We start from the raw sequence: 18,602 nt of genomic DNA on the forward strand, positions 1-18,602 counted from the left end.
CCTTACTCAGATGCCAGCGACAAAATGGTTTCCTGGTCGGCCTCTTCTTTATTGAGGATGCCGGTTATACGTCCTGCATGCATCACCATTACGCGGTCACTCATGCCGAGAATTTCCGGCAGCTCCGAGGACACCATAATGATGGCGACGCCACGGTTCGCCAGTTCGCTGATCAAACGATAGATCTCTGCTTTGGCACCCACGTCGATACCACGCGTCGGTTCATCAAGAATGAGAATCTTCGGCTGAGCCAGCAGCCAGCGGGCAATCAGCACCTTCTGCTGGTTACCACCGCTGAGGTTATTGATGATTTGGTCCATGGTCGGCGTTTTGATGTTCAGCTTGCGGATTTGCTCCATGCAGTCCTGCGCCATCTTCATATGGCTGACAAAGCCGCTTTTGCCGATGTAATCCGGCATGTTGACGATGCTCATGTTCTCCAGCACCGACAGCACCAGAAACAGCCCCGATTTTTTACGGTCTTCGGTCAGGAACGCCATGCCCTTCTCAATTGCCGTGGAGGGTGAGTCGATTTTCACCGGCACGCCGTCGATCAGCACTTCACCACTGTCGAAACTTTCCATGCCAAACAGGCTTTCCATCACTTCACTGCGACCGGCACCCACCAGCCCGGCAACGCCAAGAATTTCCCCTTTGCGCAGCGTGAAGCTGACATCTTTAAAGCGACCTTTGCTGTTGAGGTTGCGCACCGTCAGCACGTCTTCGCCGATCGCATTGTTAAATTTCGGGAATAGCTGAGTCAGTTCACGTCCCACCATCTGGGTAATCAGCGACTGACGGGTAAACTGCGTGGTGCTGTTGCTGCCCACCCAGGCACCGTCGCGGAAAATGCTGATTTCATCGGTGATGGAGAAAATTTCATCCATTTTGTGACTGATATAGATGATGGCTTTGCCCTGCTCACGCAGATCACGAATAATGGTGAACAGGTGCGAAACTTCTGTTTCTGTCAGAGCAGAGGTCGGTTCATCCATAATCACGATGTCGGAGTTCCACGACACCGCTTTGGCGATTTCCACCATCTGCTGGGCTGCGATGCTCAGTTCACCGACCATACGGTCGGCTTTCAGACGGATATTCAGTTTGTTCAGCAACTGTTGTGTCTGCTGGTTGAGCAAAGTGTGGTCGACAAAGCCGTATTTCATCGGTTCACGACCGAGCCAGATGTTTTCAGCTACGGTCATATGAGGCACCAGATTCAGTTCCTGGTGAATCATGGAGATCCCGGAACGCAGAGCATCCATGGTGTCCTGAAACTGCACTGGCTCCCCTTTAATGCGGATGGTGCCCTTATCGGGACGATACATCCCGATAAGGCATTTCATTAAAGTGGATTTGCCCGCGCCATTTTCGCCCATCAGGGCATGTACCGACCCTGGTTTAACGCGCAGTGAGACATTGTCGAGTGCCTTCACTCCAGGGAAGAACTTGCTGATGCCTTCGGCTTCAAGCGCAAAAGCGGTCATACATCACCTCCGTACGGCTTTGTCGGGATTGGTTTATTTCTGATTCAGGCTGGCGAATTTGGTGTAGTTGTCTTTGGTGATTAACTGGAACGGGATATCCACCACCTTCTGAACTTTTTCACCATTGATCAGTTTGATGGCAGTCTGGACTGCACCTTCTCCCTGACCTTTTGCATCCTGGAATACACTGGCAACCATCTTACCGTTCTTGATCATCTGTAACGCATCAGGTGTTCCATCCACGCCAGCGACCAAAATGTGATTCGAATTCTTACCCAGCGCCTGTAACGCACCAATGGCCATCTCATCGTTGTTGGAGGCAATGGCCTGAATATCATCACCGGCTGTCAGCCAGTTACTCACGACATCGACCGCATCGTTGCGGGTGAATTTGGCGGTTTGCTTCTGCACAACCTTAATATTGGGATATTTAGCCACTACCGCTTCGACGCCTTTGGTACGCTCGCGCGTGGATTCATTGGCCAAATCACCCAGCAGAATGGCGACGTTACCTTTACCACCCATCGCTTTTGCCAGCGCTTCCATCTGCAAGCGGCCCGCCAATTCAGAATCTGAACCGACGAACGCCATCTTGTCCGTCAATTCACCCGCTGGTTTACGGTTAACGAACACCAGTGGGATGCCTGCTTTCGTCGCGGCATCAATTACCGGTTTCACTGCGTTAGTATCCACCGGGTTAACGATGATGGCGTCCACACCCTGACCGATAAAGTTCTGCACCTGTTGCAGTTGCTGTGATACGTCGCCTTTGGCGTCTTCGACCTGACCTTTGATGTTGTCTTTGGTCATCTCTTTCTGCATTGAGGTACGCAGGATGGTGAGAAAGTTGTCATCAAACAACGCCATAGAGACGCCGACCTGGATATCTTTTGCCATTGCAGCGGCAGGTAACATGCAAGCTAACAGGGAAGTCACTAACGCTTTTTTAATGTTCATAGGTAACCCTTCGTTATCGTTAACATGCGCAGGTTGGCTGATACTGCGAATGAAAAAATTCTTTTACATTCATTCAACGTCGCTGGCGTTTTTTATCTGGTTGTAGAGGTAAGGCTTCTGGTTTAACGTTATCGGTTTTCAACAACTCATCATTGCAACATGTTCCTTATCAACAAGTTATTTTCAAAACAGCGTTTCGGGTTATAAAAGTTGTTCCACCCGTGATGATAAGCAGTTCATTTATTCCATCTTAACGACATTTGAAATTTTCATCATAAAAGCACTGAAACAGTTGTTTTAAAATCGGCAAATAACAAAACTTTGACACGCATCTAACATCTGCGAGGAATTGCGTTTAAAGTGAGATCTTGCTGGCAGTTTGAATTGTGATCATTCAAGGCATAAAACCAGCAATCCGCTGCTTTTCCGCGCACTTAAACCAGAAGTGTGCAGGAGGGCTTTGACAACGAGGATCGGCATCGCTAATATGCGCCTCGTTCCAACGATTCCTCTGTAGTTCAGTCGGTAGAACGGCGGACTGTTAATCCGTATGTCACTGGTTCGAGTCCAGTCAGAGGAGCCAAATTCGAAGAAAAGCAGCCTGAAAAGGCTGCTTTTTTTTTGTCTGTCGTGACGCGATGATTACTGGTCGTAGTTGAAATGCAGCACACCATAGCGTGGGAGAATCTCTCCCGGTGTGATAAGACCGTGCACATCTTTATCACCCGTATCCATATGTTTCTTATTTAGCGTTGGCGCTTTATTGGTGTTTTCAAACGTCAGTAGCGGCTTCCAGCCTTCCGGGCCATCGTTTGATGGAACTAACACCAGCGGACCATTTTCGATAATCAGATCATTGATCTGTTTATAAGTCCCCGCAGCAATCCGGTCATGTTGATAGATCTTGGTCAGCGTTAACCAGCTGTCGTCCGCCAGATAAGGCACCGGTGCCGGACGGGTTTCATCAGCCCAGTTAAATGTACATCCATCCGTGGCTGACACAGCTTCTTCGCACTGCATGATGAAGTTAAAAGGTGCTGTGGAATCATCTTTCAGCGGTATTACCAGCAGCGTCCGGTTTAACTCTTCATTCTGTGCGATGACCACCGCCGTCAGGCTGAAAGTAAAGGGATTGCTCGGAATAGGCAGCTCAGCGCTAAAACAGCTGGCATCTTTGACATCGCATTCGGTCTGTAACGTCATCGGCCAGGTTTGCGTGCCGTCCGTCAGACTGAGTTTGTCCGTCGATTCCATCCCCTCAGCGACAACATGCGCGGTAAAGGTCTTTGCATCTTTCACCTTCTGAGATGCAGCCTCAAGCGCGCGGATCGAGACTTTGGTTTCAACTTTCACGGTTTTTTTACCGCCTGTTACGCTGTTCTGAGCGACAACTCTGTCCGGTGAATCCGGGTTCACACTTGCCGACTGCCCGATAACTGCTTCAATCGGGGCAAGTTCTGCGGGTAGCGTTTTCTCCCGTGTAACCGGTACCGTTACGCTGTAGCTTTCACCCGGCTGTAAATCCAGCGCGAGGAGAATCATCTGATGTCCTTCTTTGCCTGTCCAGGTGTTATCAGTATCGTATTTGCAGTCGGTATGCTGCGAACAGCGCACCACAATATCTCCCTGTGTTGAGCGCACTACCCCAGCGGGCAGAATAACTTTCAACTCGGTGGATTTAACGGCTTTCTCAATCTGCGACTGGGTTTTAAAATTCACCGTCAGGCTTTGCACGGATTGTATCTTACTGAACGTCAGAGGTTCTTCAGGATTCATATCAATGGAATAAACATTCTCCGCCTTAAGCAGAGAGTCATCGATGTTAAAAATCCGCTGCTGTGGTTTAATATCAACGGTTGTTCCAGATACACGGGAAATTAATGAATCATTATTATTTATAATGTTACCGGCCAGCACAGAGACCGAAGTAACAGAGATCAACACTGCGCCCAGGGAAATACATTTATCTGCTCTCATCTTAACCGTCCTTGCATATGATTTATTATTCCGGATTTACTTTGAGTGAAACGCATTTCCCTGAAAACCTCAGATTCTGAGGAATGCTTCAAGCGTTATAATAATTTACCTCTAAAGCATGACATGTCGATATGGGGTGAATAGAGTGTTTTTCCTGTGTGGGAGTTGGGAAGCTACCATTATCATTACTGACAAAACCATTCCATATTCCGGATGATTTCCTGAAAAAAACCAGAGAAATAAAGCAGAGGAAATCAAAAACATCAATATTATAAACAGTTATCATCTCCTGTAACCGATTGGGGGTAGTCATGATAACTTTAATTTTTAAATGCGGGACAATGATATTTTTCTATGTTGAAAAAAAAGCCGGAAGGATCTTTAGGATCGCTTCCGGCTTTTATCGGTTAGATTAACCATCTATAACTAGTTTGAAATAATAGAATTAATAAATAACTAACCTGCCAGATGGCCACTTACCGTCCCAGCCGCAGGGAATGTGTCCATTTTCATATACTATGATCAATTCCTCAAAAAAAAGACCACCTTTTAAATACTTCTTATAAGCGTCTTCCATTAGAAAACTCACCAAATCCCACTTAACATTATCCAGTATTACATTCTCATTCATAACTTTATTTTTTAATAAAGGAATAATTTCGTTATCGATAGCCTTTTTTGCTTCACTGACCAGGGCATTCCATTCCTGATAGTCTTTAGTATGTTTTTTTGCCAAACACCCTGTAATTTCATTACCGGCATCGAGCGTAACATTTTCCCAATTATCACCCGACACCTCTTTAATAAAATCGGAATATTTAACAAGCTGCTTTGTGTGGTTCAGAGAGCTTTGCTTTCCAATATTGATGAACCAGTTGATTCCGAGCAAACGGTCTATTGCTTTTCTTGATATATTCATGGCTTCACATGGATTTATAATGCATTAAAAGTTGGAGTGATTTCAACTGACGTATATTTTATTATTACGTTATTGTTAGAATAAAGTTGATTATATCAATTATTTAAACAAATCTTTAATTCATAAATAACCTACAAGCAATTAAATAAACTTAAGTAGATGAAAGTTTATATGCCTGACGAATAAAATAAAAATCGAAAGAATTATCCACCTCTTCTTCCGTGCCTCCACCATGCTGGATGTTTTCAATTAACTCTATAAGTTCTTTTCTTTGCATATTCAGCCTCAAAAATGATAAGCCCGATCCAATACATCAAGGTGATATTTCTGGGTGACAATTAAAATATTAGCAACCGTCCGGGTGGAGGCGGGTTGTCTGATCCTGACAGCGGGTGGCTAAAACAAAAAGCCGGAAGGATCATTTTGATCGCCTCCGGCTTTATTAATCATATTTCAATTTCGTAAAGATTGTTTATAAATTCATCAAAGCTTGAAGATATCAAATATACGTTATCCATTCCAGGAGGAGTACCATCTTCGGCCTCACTTTCATGGTCCCCAAAATATACCCCAGCCGAATCATGTTTCAATTCAATTAGGATTAAATTTCCACCAGGATCTTTAGCTATCGGAATGAAATTTTTAGGAATACGACTCTTGTAGGTATTATAATAATTCATAATACTCGCGGTATTTGAGTCGCTCACTTCCAAAAACTTATCAACACTTGACCCATCTTCACCATTAGCAAAACTAAAGCCATCTGACTCTGGATAACCACCATTATTTTTTTTTAGAAACTCTCTGTAATCATTAGGTAGATTAATGCCAAGTTGCTTTTCCAAAACTGTCAGTTCCTGCTCGCTTACTATACCTTTTGAATCATGTATTAGTGCCATCACTTTATCTTCCTGTTGCTATGCCGCCAGTATGTTTTACCGCAGCGTGTATGAAGGTGGAACAGGGCTGCCTGATCCTGACGGCGGGCGGCTAAAGATAAAAAGCCGGAAGGATCATTCAGATCGCTTCCGGCTTGATTTTTTAATCTAAGAAGTCATCATTTTCGAGATAATAAATAACGGCGTCTATTATCTCATCTCTGGTTGACTTAGGGTTATGGTTGTTTTTGTTAATCACCACATCTTTAAATGTTGGTGATTCTAAAAAAGTCGAATAATTATCTTCCATATCTATTTCTTCATCATCATCTTCAGATAGGTAATAATTTTTATTTAAAATATCCTCTTTTGATAAAACATCAAAATCTTCATCTATAAATATCCAGCCAGCTTCGGGCAAGGACTGGTAGCTTTTCAATAGCGCATCAAAGCCATTAATTACTTTCATAAGTCACCTTCTGCATTTTGTTCCTCCTCCCCATTTATTACGTCCACCCAAGCCATCAGGATGATAAATCTTATGGAAATCACGGTGATCAGGACGATCGACAAGTTTTAGCGAACCCGGTTCATCACCATGATGCCAAGTAGTCCCCGGAGGTGAAGAGCCTTTGAAATTTCCTTTTGAGCTTGGCTGAACATATTTAACAACCTCAGGATATTTCGTATACATCGTCTTTTTAAATTCAGGATCAGTCTGAAGCCGGTTATAAACAGACTCGTTTGCACGACTAAAATGTTCTTTATCCGTCATAGTATATTCGCTGGGGTCCAGTGTGTGCTCATGGAACACATGATATTTCCCTAACCCACGCTCCCCTTCGCCTTTATATAACCCCAGCGGATCTATCCAGCTGAACGCATTCGGCGCATAAGCATAAAGATTCAGCCCACCCATCAACCCTATCGGGTCCTGCTGCGTAAACCGTCCGCTGTCCGGATCGTAATACCGGAACAGATTGTAGTGCAGTCCCGTTTCCCGGTCCAGGTACTGGCCCTGCATCCGCAGATTCTGCGCGAAACCGGGAGTCTGGAGGGACGACTCACGCAGCAGTTTGCCCCACGCACCGTTCACCCCTTCCCAGCTGATGCGCCCTTCACGGTCCGTCAGCCGCTCCGGCATCCCGTTTGCCGCACAGTGGAACCAGGCTATTTCCGGGTTGTCCGTGCCGTCGATACGCGCCAGCGGCTCAAAGCTCTGCGCCCCGCTGTACACATACGTCAGCGGCACGTCATCCTGAATCTCCTGCAACAGGCGGAACCCTTCCCAGACGAAGCGCGTGGTCACCGCCTTCCCGACCGGCCTGCCCTGCACCAGCGGCTGCCGCGTTTTGCTGATGCGGCGGCCCAGCGGGTCATACTGAAAACTCACCCGCACCGGCGGCCGGTTGCGGTCGTACGGTTCGCTCAGTACCTCCGTCAGACGATGTTCACCGTCGTAACGGTAGCGCCAGCGCACCTGCCCGTTGTCCTTCTCCGTGGTGCGGCCATGCACGTCATACTGCCAGCGGATGCCGTTCAGCTGCGTCACCCGGTTGTGCGGCACCGCACCGGCATGGCGCTCCAGCGGGTTTCCCGCTGCGTCCCAGCGCCACTGACTATTCCCCGGCTGCACACCTTCCTGCCCCAGCAGGCGGCCCGCGCTGTCATACTGCCACAGCGTCTGGCTGAACGGGTTATCGTCCCGTTCTTCGCGGATAAGATTGTTGCGGTAGTCAAAATCACGACGGCGTGACCAGCAGCGCGGGGCCGGACGCTGCGCATCGCCGTTAAACACATCCTTTTTCACCAGACGGCCCAGACGGTCATACTCAGTACGCGTCGTCAGTCCGCCCTGACTGCGGCTCAGCTCCCGGTGCAGCGTGTCGCGGGTGAATTCGCTCACCGTCAGGCTGTCCAGCGCGATGCTCAGCAGATGCCCGCTGCCATAGTACAGCTGCTTCAGCTGACGTCCGTCCGGCAGCGTCAGCGCGGTGCAGTTACCCAGCGCATCATACTGCCATGCCAGACGGCCCTGTCCCCCCTGTTCGTCCGTCACCCGCCCCAGCGCATCGTAGCGGAAGGTGATTTCCTGCTCCGCCTGGCGGCTCCACGCCGTGTCCGACAGCGGCAGATGCCGGGTGATGCGGGCCAGCTGACCCTCCGGCGTGTAGCGGTAGCGCGTCTGGCCTTCCGGGGTGGTACGGTCCAGCAGCTGCCCCGCCGGACTCCAGCTGAACCGGTGCGTGATGGCGGCCGGGTGCCCGGCGGCAAAAGTACGCGAGCGCGTCTGCCCCGCCGCATCGTACTCATAACGCGTCGCCACGCCATCCAGGCCAATCTCAGCCAGCAGCAGCGAGTCCGCCCCCCACTCAAAGCGATAACTTTCGCCGTTTTCATTGGTCAGCGCCGTCATGCGACTGCGGCTGTCCCAGCTGCGCTGCACTTCCTCGCCCTGCGCGTTGCGCGTGGCAATCAGGCGGCCCTGGCTATCATAGCGAAACAGGCTGCGCTGGCCGTCGGCAGCATGCCAGGCAACCGGCAATCCTTCCCCGTTCCAGCTCAGGCTCTCTTCCCAGCCTTCCGCGCGCTCCAGCCGCTGCGGGCGACCGGCAGCATCGTATTCATAACGCGTCTCTTCACCATCCGGGGTGATAACGCCGCTCAGCCATCCCCGCGCATGGTAGCGGTAACGCGTGGTCCGTCCCGAACAGTCGGTCTCGCGGATCACCTGGCCGGCATCGTTATAGCCACGGTGGTAAATATTACCCGCCGCGTCCTGCTCCTCCGTCACCAGCCCGTATTCATCGCGCCGGTAAAACGTGCTCTGCCCCAGCGCATCCACCACCCGTTCCAGCCCGTGGTGGCTGTCGTAAAAATACTGCGTCACACTGCCGCCCGGTGCGGTAACCGCCACCGGCAATGCGCGATGTGGCAGCCACTGCACCGCCTGCGCCGCACCGTCTGCGTCCTGTTCCTCCACGCGGTTGCCGTAGTCATCATAGGCAAAGCTCACCGCATGGCCGAGCGGGTCAATACGCCGCGTCAGCAGCTCGTGTTCATTCCACTCATAGCGCCATTTTTCACCGCGCTCATCGATAAAACAGGTAATCAGGCCCTGTGCGTTCCAGTGGTGTTCCCGCTGCTGTCCGTCATAGGTTGAGACACGGGTGATCCCGGCAGCCAGATCATAATGCATCCGGCAACCGTCACCGCTGCTGCTGCGGGTTTCCACCACGCGCCAGTGGTCGAACTTTTCCCAGCGATATTCATTTTCCGCACCGCCCGCCAGCTGATGCCAGACCATCAACCCGTCTGCGTTGTAGCGGAACCGACGGGTGACCACGCCCGCCGCATCGCTGACGTCAGCCAGCTGCCCCTGTGCATCATATGTCCAGTGCATCAGCGGCCAGTGCCGTTCACCATCAAAGTGGTGCGCGGAGGTGACCCGCTGCGGATGACGTGGATCGTCATAATGCAGCGCCACATCAATCGCCAGCGGCTCATCATGGATGCGCACCAGACGTCCCTGCGCATCCCATCCCGTTTCCAGCGCGTTACCATACTCATCGCTCAGCGAGGCCAGCCGCAGCTGCTGCGGGTCTGCCGCCGTCGGTTTGTACAGCCGCCAGACGGCACCATCATCGTCGGCAATGGCGATATCACCCTGCGCATTCCGGCGGATCATCAGCCCTTCGCTGATGCTGTAAAGCACTGCCTGATCTCCGGGCAGAGTAAACGTCAGCTCGCGGCCGGTGTCATCAAACCAGGTAGCCTGTTCCCCTTCCAGCATCAGGTAGCTGTCGAACACCGTGGCCCAGCCGGTACCGAACAATCCGGCGCGCTGCGTCAGGCTGTTGTAGCTGCGCTGCCAGCGCAGCGGGAAGCGCCCCGGCAGGACGAAGTCGCGCTCGGCGGCGTCGTTCAGGACTTTAACACCCGTGGCGGCATGCACCGGATGAAGTGAGGAGAACACGGCGTTGATCGCCATGTCCGCCAGCATACCGCCCCCGGCCATCGCCAGCGCACAGGGCATATTTTTCAGGATCTGCGACGGACGACCACGGATCAGCGAAAGCCCGATCATCGCCAGCGCCAGACCCGGCTGTTTGCCGCTTTTGATATCGCGTACCGTCAGCGTCTCACCGCCGATGATGACATCAGGCGAGACGTTATCGCTGATGGTGGCTTCGCAGGTGGTGCGGTCTTTGGCCCGCACGGCAGGCTGACCGTTGATAAAGACGCTTTTGGAGCCTTCCGCCAGAAACTGCGGGCCGCTGTGCTTTTCACACAGCACTTTGTCCTGCATCAGCGGCGAGGTACCCGCAGAGGCAGATGCCACGCCGGGCTGCCACATGGCGCTGCCGAACTGCTCTGCTGCTGCCAGCAGCATGCCGCCGTAATCGGCAAAACTGGCGGGGGACTGCGGTTCCGGCGCGGGGGTATCGCCGGACGTCAGGGTTCCGGCAGCCCGCGCAGCGGCGAGGCCGTTGATGATCACATCATCTGATCCACTGATGATCACACCCGCCGGGGATGGCGGGAACAGAAAGTTGCCGATTTCGTCCGCGCCTGCGCTGATTTTGCTGCTCAGACCGGTGGCATTGGCGGCCACCCCCGCCACGATCCCGCTCAGCAGGCAACTGCTGCCGAGCGCAGTCAGTGCGCCGATGCCAAGGACCGGACCGGCAAAGGTGGCCGCTCCCGCGACAATCGCCCCCATTGCCGCATAGGTCACGCCCTCCGCGACAATGCTGGTGATATCCGCCAGGATGCTGGAATGAATGATCTCATCGCCCTGCCGGGCTGCGCGGTTATCCATGCGTCAGGCTCTGCTTAAAAACCTGCCTGTTTATTTTATTAAAGAAGGCATTCATCTCTGTTTCCTTTCAGGAGTATATAAATGACAAAATTCATCCTGAGAATGTGCTAATACCCATTAGCTCTTCACCGGATATAAAAATGAAATAAAAAAATATATAATTACCGCTAACACGGACTGATCTTTACAATGATGAATATATCCTGAGCGAATAGCTTATTAGTAAGACGGCGCAAGGATAAAGAGATTCCCGGCTATCTTTGCGATACGCTGCTCTTCTGCCAGTTTTTTACGCCAATCTTCAGGAATGGATGAATAACCATATAAGGCACCAGCAATTTGACCCGCTGTAGCCGCCACACTATCTGCATCATCTGCAAGATTAGCGGCTAGCAGGATGGCATCGCGAAAATTATCAGTATGCCAGACCGCCCAAAGTGCAGCTTCAAGTGTATCAATCACATAACCGCTTGACCGAATCTGATTGCGATATTTGTGTTTATACTCTCCAGCATTTATTAGTGCCGTTCGTGCATTGAAAGGACATACATGAGCTGATAAAGCCTGCTGCTTATCAGCTCCATTTAAAAGCCAGTAAAGGATAAGGCCAAGTAATCGGCTACAATCCACGGATTCGACTGCGCCATGTGTAGCCCGCCCTTGTTGTTCTGCATCGCAAAGTGCATGAATCAAAGAATGGCGTTGAAAAATGACCGAAGGTGAAAGACGAATGATAGATGCGTTGCCAGCGGTTTCAGGATCAACATTACCAAACCAGTCATCACCTTGCTGAAGAAATTGTTCGAGAGCATATCGTGTCGTATTACCGATATCAAAACAAATACCATTAACACTGTTGACACCATATCTGTACCAGTTAACTAAACGATTTCGAAAATCAGTTAAATCCAGCCGATTTTTAAAAAGATAAGTTTCAGCCAGACAAAGCGCCATTGATGTATCATCAGTCCATTCTCCCGCCCTCAATCCAAATGGTCCGCCACCCACCATATCATCAATGTGATATTGATCACGCTGCTGGAACTCAAGTGTCGTACCCACAGCATCTGCAACCGCTAAACCAACCAGGGCCCCTTTAGCACGATCACAAAGAATGTCGTCATCCACCAGAGGAAACGTTGATGCTAACCATTGCGGAAGAGGCTTTATCCCATTAAGCCAGGATTGATAATCGAGTTGAAATACACCCCGACTTATTTTATCTATTGGAAATTTTTCGGGAAAATTTTCGCTGTAATTTCTGCCAACATAACCCGCAATAGTAGAGTATTCCTCTCTCAGGTCAATCATTCTATTTTCACCTTAAGAAACTCATCCGTTCAATGTAATGAGGTTAGTTCTTAGTGTTTGAGAGATAAGAACCATTCCTTCTGATATATCCTGTCTCTGAGGATCTGAAACCAGCCCCTGGTCTTCATAATCGAATATATTAACCAAATCTTCTTTACGAGCTGGCTTTCCGGCCGTCGTCTCATAGGTGCTCATACCCAATGTCATTTGTCTGATCATTCCTGATGGGAGCACATTGAGTCTGGAACCTTTGCAGTAATACATTATCGACTTATCCAGCTCTCTTTATTTGCGAAAACACTCATAAAAACCATCAGCCTCAACGAGGAAATTATTATTGAATAGAATATCAACTTCCAGTATACATTTTTCACTAACTACCAACCTGAGTTTGAGTTCAATTTTTTCAGGTTTTCCATTATGGAGACAAGTGATAATTTTTTAACAAAGCTCATTTTAATATCCCGAAAAATTAATAAAACTGAACCCTAAGAAACTTCCATCACCATTCATTGGTGTTACACCCAGGATATATTTTACAGAGGGGCGCTGCATTGTGAGCTATCGCCCAAAGTGCGGTGACCGCAGCACGCCGCAGGTCAGCATCGCGGGCACGTGGCTGGCTGAGGCGGGGTTTGAGATCGGCCAGCCGGTCTCTGTCAAGGTAGAGGCAGGCTGTCTGATTCTGACGACAGGCGGCTAAAATAAAAAATCGGAGGACCTTTGAGTCCGCTTCCGGTTTTATTTATAGACCCTTTCCGAGTGGGTTTGACATCAACCAATCGATTTGGATTTTTATATTTTTAAATGTTACAATCTAACTAAGTCAGCAATATTATTGACTCTACTCTCAGACTTAGAAAATGACAACATTATATTAGATTTTTCTTTTTTAAACTTAACCTTGTAGGCTCCAGGAGAAAGGTCTAAAAAAACACCTGACATATAATCTGCTCCATCCGGTTCAAGATCTCCACCACTGGCATCCTCTCCAGCACCAATAAAAACTTTTCCGACTGGAACTTTTAAAAATAACTTTCCGTAGCCTTCATTAAGATCTTCATGAATTTCAACCGTATAATCACCGTCACTACCGAGACTTAAAAATAAAACATTCCCTCTGTTTATTTCATCTATCTCATCATCAGGGATACTCCACCAGTCAGGATCATCGTTAACCCGGTGCTTAAGAGAAGCCAAATCAAAAATGGACAATGTCGCGGTATCCGTTGTAAAAGAAAAGTTTTTTTTCATAATTACTTCTAGTGGAAAATTATTTCGCTAATCGTGTCTCCCGGTGAAGACCCGCTTTTCTACCTGCTTTTTTAAAAAAACTACAAACACTTTTGTTTGTAGACTCATTAAGCATTTGTAATCTTTACGTTGGTGAATCATCAACGATTAAATCTACGGGATGATCTGCATTCAAAGTGGTTAAGTCCGGTGATCTACCCATCATTCTTTCTTGAGTCAAATTTAACAAGCCGACCACCTGCATGTGGCTGAACTGCACCCTCACACCTGCACACCAAATGAAATTGATTGATTTATATTTAAAAAATAACGATACTAATATTATAACACCTCCAGCCCATTCAAGTTAATCAATTGATTACTCATCCAAAAAAATAAAACAAATCATCAAGCTTTTCTTTATCCTCTTTATTAAAAGGCTTTATTTTATTGTTATTTATTATTTCAAACACGCCTCTTACTGCGACTCTTTTGGGGAGGGAGGCAATCACCCTCTCAATTTCATCAATTAAATCATTATCTGAAAGATACTTTTTGGCTAGCTCCAGAAGAATCTTATTACCTTCATTGATGTTCATATCAATCCTCTATCAATCAATAATATCTACTTGATCGAAATTGACTATCCGATTATCCGCATTTAGCTGAACCGCACCACCCTTACCATATTGTGGATAGGCTTCTGCAAATGGTTCAAGTCTTGGAGCTCCTTTATCACCAGCCCAATATGGAACCCTAACCTGAGGTTTACCATTTTCATAAAGCTGCAAAGTATCAAACGTCCCTCTTAATCTTGCATCACTCCATTCTGGAGCTATTTGGAATGCATTCTTCGCTTCGGCCGAAGTCGAATATTTCTCGAAACCAATGTATGACGCAGGCGCAGATTTGCTCTCAACCGTTTTTAAAGCCCATTTGTTGACCTGACCATCATCATCAAGATATCTCATATAACGATAAGCAGTCGAGGGCATCGTCGCACTTGGTCCATCAGGCCCGACATAAAAATCAGGTTTACATCTATTCAGCCCCAGCGGATCTATCCAGCTGAACGGGTTCGGCGCATACGCATACAGGTTCAGCCCACCCGCCAGTCCTATCGGGTCCTGCTGCGTAAACCGTCCGCTGTCCGGATCGTAATACCGGAACAGATTGTAGTGCAGTCCCGTTTCCCGGTCCAGGTACTGGCCCTGCATCCGCAGATTCTGCGCGAAACCGGGAGTCTGGAGGGACGACTCACGCAGCAGTTTGCCCCACGCGCCGTTCACCCCTTCCCAGCTGATGCGGCCTTCTCGGTCCGTCAGCCGCTCCGGCATCCCGTTTGCCGCACAGTGGAACCAGGCTATTTCCGGGTTGTCCGTGCCGTCGATACGCGCCAGCGGTTCAAAGCTCTGCGCACCGCTGTACACATACGTCAGCGGCACATCATCCTGAATCTCCTGCAACAGGCGGAACCCTTCCCAGACGAAGCGCGTGGTCACCGCCTTCCCGACCGGCCTGCCCTGCACCAGCGGCTGCCGCGTTTTGCTGATGCGGCGGCCCAGCGGGTCATACTGAAAACTCACCCGCACCGGCGGCCGGTTGCGGTCGTACGGTTCGCTCAGTACCTCCGTCAGACGATGTTCACCGTCGTAACGGTAGCGCCAGCGCACCTGCCCGTTGTCCTTCTCCGTGGTGCGGCCATGCACGTCATACTGCCAGCGGATGCCGTTCAGCTGCGTCACCCGGTTGTGCGACACCGCACCGGCATGGCGCTCCAGCGGGTTTCCCGCTGCGTCCCAGCGCCACTGACCATTCCCCGGCTGCACACCTTCCTGCCCCAGCAGGCGGCCCGCGCTGTCATACTGCCACAGCGTCTGGCTGAACGGGTTATCGTCCCGTTCTTCGCGGATAAGATTGTTGCGGTAGTCAAAATCGCGACGGCGTGACCAGCAGCGCGGGGCCGGACGCTGCGCATCGCCGTTAAACACATCCTTTTTCACCAGACGGCCCAGGCGGTCATACTCAGTACGCGTCGTCAGCCCGCCCTGGCTGCGGCTCAGCTCCCGGTGCAGCGTGTCGCGGGTAAATTCGCTTACCGTCAGGCTGTCCAGCGCGATGCTCAGCAGATGCCCGCTGCCGTAGTACAGCTGCTTCAGCTGACGTCCGTCCGGCAGCGTCAGCGCGGTGCAGTTACCCAGCGCATCATACTGCCATGCCAGACGGCCCTGTCCCCCCTGTTCGTCCGTCACCCGCCCCAGCGCATCGTAGCGGAAGGTGATTTCCTGCTCCGCCTGGCGGCTCCACGCCGTGTCCGACAGCGGCAGATGCCGGGTGATGCGGGCCAGCTGCCCCTCCGGCGTGTAGCGGTAGCGCGTCTGTCCTTCCGGGGTGGTACGGTCCAGCAGCTGCCCCGCCGGACTCCAGCTGAACCGGTGCGTGATGGCGGCCGGGTGCCCGGCGGCAAAAGTACGCGAGCGCGTCTGCCCCGCCGCATCGTACTCATAACGCGTCGCCACGCCATCCAGGCCAATCTCAGCCAGCAGCAGCGAGTCCGCCCCCCACTCAAAGCGATAACTTTCGCCGTTTTCATTGGTCAGCGCCGTCATGCGACTGCGGCTGTCCCAGCTGCGCTGCACTTCCTCGCCCTGCGCGTTGCGCGTGGCAATCAGGCGGCCCTGGCTATCATAGCGAAACAGGCTGCGCTGGCCGTCGGCGGCGTGCCAGGCAACCGGCAATCCTTCCCCGTTCCAGCTCAGGCTCTCTTCCCAGCCTTCCGCGCGCTCCAGCCGCTGCGGGCGACCGGCAGCATCGTATTCATAACGCGTCTCTTCACCATCCGGGGTGATAACGCCGCTCAGCCATCCCCGCGCATGGTAGCGGTAACGCGTGGTCCGTCCCGAACAGTCGGTCTCGCGGATCACCTGCCCGGCATCGTTATAGCCACGGTGGTAAATATTACCCGCCGCGTCCTGCTCCTCCGTCACCAGCCCGTATTCATCGCGCCGGTAAAACGTGCTCTGCCCCAGCGCATTCACCACCCGTTCCAGCCCGTGGTGGCTGTCGTAAAAATACTGCGTCACGCTGCCGCCCGGTGCGGTAACCGCCACCGGCAATGCGCGATGTGGCAGCCACTGCACCGCCTGCGCCGCACCGTCTGCGTCCTGTTCCTCCACGCGGTTGCCGTATTCATCATAGGCAAAGCTCACCGCATGGCCGAGCGGGTCAATACGCCGCGTCAGCAGCTCGTGTTCATTCCACTCATAGCGCCATTTTTCACCGCGCTCATCGATAAAACAGGTAATCAGGCCCTGTGCGTTCCAGTGGTGTTCCCGCTGCTGTCCGTCATAGGTTGAGACACGGGTGATCCCGGCAGCCAGATCATAATGCATCCGGCAGCCGTCACCGCTGCTGCTGCGGGTTTCCACCACGCGCCAGTGGTCGAACTTTTCCCAGCGATATTCATTTTCCGCACCGCCCGCCAGCTGATGCCAGACCATCAACCCGTCTGCGTTGTAGCGGAACCGACGGGTGACCACGCCCGCCGCATCGGTGACGTCAGCCAGCTGCCCCTGTGCATCATATGTCCAGCGCATCAGCGGCCAGTGCCGTTCACCATCAAAGTGGTGCGCAGAGGTGACCCGCTGCGGATGACGTGGATCGTCATAATGCAGCGCCACATCAATCGCCAGCGGCTCATCATGGATGCGTACCAGACGTCCCTGCGCATCCCACCCCGTTTCCAGCGCGTTACCATACTCATCGCTCAGCGAGGCCAGCCGCAGCTGCTGCGGGTCTGCCGCCGTCGGTTTGTACAGCCGCCAGACGGCACCATCATCGTCGGCAATGGCGATATCACCCTGCGCATTCCGGCGGATCATCAGCCCTTCGCTGATGCTGTAAAGCACTGCCTGATCTCCGGGCAGAGTAAACGTCAGCTCGCGGCCGGTGTCATCAAACCAGGTAGCCTGTTCCCCTTCCAGCATCAGGTAGCTGTCGAACACCGTGGCCCAGCCGGTACCGAACAATCCGGCGCGCTGCGTCAGGCTGTTGTAGCTGCGCTGCCAGCGCAGCGGGAAGCGTCCCGGCAGGACGAAGTCGCGCTCGGCGTCGTCATTCAGGACTTTAACGCCCGTGGCGGCATGCACCGGATGAAGTGAGGAGAACACGGCGTTGATCGCCATGTCCGCCAGCATACCGCCCCCGGCCATCGCCAGCGCACAGGGCATATTTTTCAGGATCTGCGACGGACGACCACGGATCAGCGAAAGCCCGATCATCGCCAGCGCCAGGCCCGGCTGTTTGCCGCTTTTGATATCGCGTACCGTCAGCGTCTCACCGCCGATGATGACATCAGGCGAGACGTTATCGCTGATGGTGGCTTCGCAGGTGGTGCGGTCTTTGGCCCGCACGGCAGGCTGACCGTTGATAAAGACGCTTTTGGAGCCTTCCGCCAGAAACTGCGGGCCGCTGTGCTTTTCACACAGCACTTTGTCCTGCATCAGCGGCGAGGTACCCGCAGCGGCCGACGCCACGCCGGGCTGCCACATGGCGCTGCCGAACTGCTCTGCTGCTGCCAGCAGCATGCCGCCGTAATCGGCAAAACTGGCGGGGGACTGCGGTTCCGGCGCGGGGGTATCGCCGGACGTCAGGGTTCCGGCAGCCCGCGCAGCGGCGAGGCCGTTGATGATCACATCATCTGAGCCACTGATGATCACACCCGACGGGGATGGCGGGAACAGAAAGTTGCCGATTTCGTCCGCGCCTGCGCTGATTTTGCTGCTCAGACCGGTGGCATTGGCGGCCACGCCCGCCACGATCCCGCTCAGCAGGCAACTGCTGCCGAGCGCAGTCAGTGCGCCGATGCCAAGGACCGGACCGGCAAAGGTGGCCGCTCCCGCGACAATCGCCCCCATTGCCGCATAGGTCACGCCCTCCGCGACAATGCTGGTGATATCCGCCAGGATGCTGGAATGAATGATCTCATCGCCCTGCCGGGCTGCGCGGTTATCCATGCC

At 51.9% G+C, this 18,602-nt stretch carries 13 protein-coding genes and 1 tRNA gene; 2 read left to right on the top strand and 12 right to left on the bottom strand.

The genetic code is table 11. The features are described from left to right. Positions 1–2: 2 nt before the first annotated feature. Both AC6I8X_RS12440 and AC6I8X_RS12445 read right to left on the bottom strand, forming a co-directional pair. On the bottom strand, positions 3–1,487 hold the full coding sequence (locus AC6I8X_RS12440) for a sugar ABC transporter ATP-binding protein (RefSeq protein ID WP_313689799.1): 1,485 nt from the start codon (positions 1,485–1,487) through the stop codon (positions 3–5). A gap of 33 nt (positions 1,488–1,520) precedes the next feature. Continuing rightward, a complete protein-coding gene (locus AC6I8X_RS12445; protein WP_497839882.1) occupies positions 1,521–2,444 on the bottom strand; it encodes a sugar ABC transporter substrate-binding protein in 924 nt (307 codons plus the stop codon). A 507-nt stretch (positions 2,445–2,951) separates the two neighbouring features. Between AC6I8X_RS12445 and AC6I8X_RS12450 the strand changes: the two genes are divergently transcribed. After that, positions 2,952–3,027, top strand: a tRNA-Asn gene (locus AC6I8X_RS12450). A gap of 59 nt (positions 3,028–3,086) precedes the next feature. Here the strand turns inward: AC6I8X_RS12450 and AC6I8X_RS12455 are convergent. From AC6I8X_RS12455 to tri1, 7 genes are all read right to left on the bottom strand, one after another. After that, on the bottom strand, positions 3,087–4,178 hold the full coding sequence (locus tag AC6I8X_RS12455; RefSeq protein ID WP_497839883.1) for a hypothetical protein: 1,092 nt from the start codon (positions 4,176–4,178) through the stop codon (positions 3,087–3,089). 688 nt (positions 4,179–4,866) lie between these two features. Next, positions 4,867–5,340, bottom strand: coding sequence for a hypothetical protein (locus AC6I8X_RS12460; RefSeq protein ID WP_497839884.1), 474 nt, complete (start codon positions 5,338–5,340; stop codon positions 4,867–4,869). A 151-nt stretch (positions 5,341–5,491) separates the two neighbouring features. Further along, complete coding sequence (locus tag AC6I8X_RS12465; RefSeq protein ID WP_497839885.1) at positions 5,492–5,617, bottom strand: hypothetical protein; 126 nt, start codon at positions 5,615–5,617, stop codon at positions 5,492–5,494. A gap of 169 nt (positions 5,618–5,786) precedes the next feature. Beyond that, complete coding sequence (locus AC6I8X_RS12470) at positions 5,787–6,239, bottom strand: SMI1/KNR4 family protein (RefSeq protein ID WP_497841037.1); 453 nt, start codon at positions 6,237–6,239, stop codon at positions 5,787–5,789. Between the two features lie 142 nt (positions 6,240–6,381). Then, entirely contained in the window at positions 6,382–6,687 is a 306-nt protein-coding gene (locus AC6I8X_RS12475; RefSeq protein WP_497839886.1) for a DUF7716 domain-containing protein, read from the bottom strand. A 3-nt stretch (positions 6,688–6,690) separates the two neighbouring features. Then, positions 6,691–11,040: an RHS repeat-associated core domain-containing protein gene (locus tag AC6I8X_RS12480; protein ID WP_497839887.1), complete on the bottom strand. Its 4,350-nt coding sequence runs from the start codon at positions 11,038–11,040 to the stop codon at positions 6,691–6,693. Positions 11,041–11,259: 219 nt separating this feature from the next. Next, entirely contained in the window at positions 11,260–12,351 is a 1,092-nt protein-coding gene (gene tri1, locus AC6I8X_RS12485) for an ADP-ribosylarginine hydrolase Tri1 (RefSeq protein WP_497839888.1), read from the bottom strand. Positions 12,352–12,907: 556 nt separating this feature from the next. Between tri1 and AC6I8X_RS12490 the strand changes: the two genes are divergently transcribed. Beyond that, positions 12,908–13,054, top strand: a complete 147-nt coding sequence (locus AC6I8X_RS12490) for a SymE family type I addiction module toxin (RefSeq protein ID WP_497839889.1) — start codon at positions 12,908–12,910, stop codon at positions 13,052–13,054. 107 nt (positions 13,055–13,161) lie between these two features. Here the strand turns inward: AC6I8X_RS12490 and AC6I8X_RS12495 are convergent, their stop codons facing one another. From AC6I8X_RS12495 to AC6I8X_RS12505, 3 genes are all read right to left on the bottom strand, one after another. Continuing rightward, positions 13,162–13,605 carry a DUF6386 family protein gene (locus AC6I8X_RS12495; RefSeq protein ID WP_497839890.1) on the bottom strand — a complete coding sequence of 148 codons (444 nt, stop codon included), beginning with the start codon at positions 13,603–13,605 and terminating at the stop codon, positions 13,162–13,164. 362 nt (positions 13,606–13,967) lie between these two features. After that, a complete protein-coding gene (locus AC6I8X_RS12500) occupies positions 13,968–14,183 on the bottom strand; it encodes a hypothetical protein (RefSeq protein ID WP_497839891.1) in 216 nt (71 codons plus the stop codon). Positions 14,184–14,195: 12 nt separating this feature from the next. Then, a complete protein-coding gene (locus tag AC6I8X_RS12505) occupies positions 14,196–18,599 on the bottom strand; it encodes an RHS repeat-associated core domain-containing protein (protein WP_497839892.1) in 4,404 nt (1,467 codons plus the stop codon). Positions 18,600–18,602 lie beyond the last annotated feature (3 nt).

This window comes from Pantoea sp. X-Soil-TKNS-1280, from assembly GCF_059730475.1.

Coding starts and splice junctions, on each gene's coding strand:
- AC6I8X_RS12475 (WP_497839886.1), bottom strand. CDS start 6,687: ATGAAAGTAATTAATGGCTTTGATGCGCTATTGAAAAGCTACCAGTCC.
- AC6I8X_RS12440 (WP_313689799.1), bottom strand. CDS start 1,487: ATGACCGCTTTTGCGCTTGAAGCCGAAGGCATCAGCAAGTTCTTCCCT.
- AC6I8X_RS12470 (WP_497841037.1), bottom strand. CDS start 6,239: ATGGCACTAATACATGATTCAAAAGGTATAGTAAGCGAGCAGGAACTG.
- AC6I8X_RS12445 (WP_497839882.1), bottom strand. CDS start 2,444: ATGAACATTAAAAAAGCGTTAGTGACTTCCCTGTTAGCTTGCATGTTA.
- AC6I8X_RS12500 (WP_497839891.1), bottom strand. CDS start 14,183: ATGAACATCAATGAAGGTAATAAGATTCTTCTGGAGCTAGCCAAAAAG.
- AC6I8X_RS12460 (WP_497839884.1), bottom strand. CDS start 5,340: ATGAATATATCAAGAAAAGCAATAGACCGTTTGCTCGGAATCAACTGG.
- AC6I8X_RS12505 (WP_497839892.1), bottom strand. CDS start 18,599: ATGGATAACCGCGCAGCCCGGCAGGGCGATGAGATCATTCATTCCAGC.
- AC6I8X_RS12480 (WP_497839887.1), bottom strand. CDS start 11,040: ATGGATAACCGCGCAGCCCGGCAGGGCGATGAGATCATTCATTCCAGC.
- AC6I8X_RS12465 (WP_497839885.1), bottom strand. CDS start 5,617: ATGCAAAGAAAAGAACTTATAGAGTTAATTGAAAACATCCAGCATGGT.
- AC6I8X_RS12495 (WP_497839890.1), bottom strand. CDS start 13,605: ATGAAAAAAAACTTTTCTTTTACAACGGATACCGCGACATTGTCCATT.
- tri1 (WP_497839888.1), bottom strand. CDS start 12,351: ATGATTGACCTGAGAGAGGAATACTCTACTATTGCGGGTTATGTTGGC.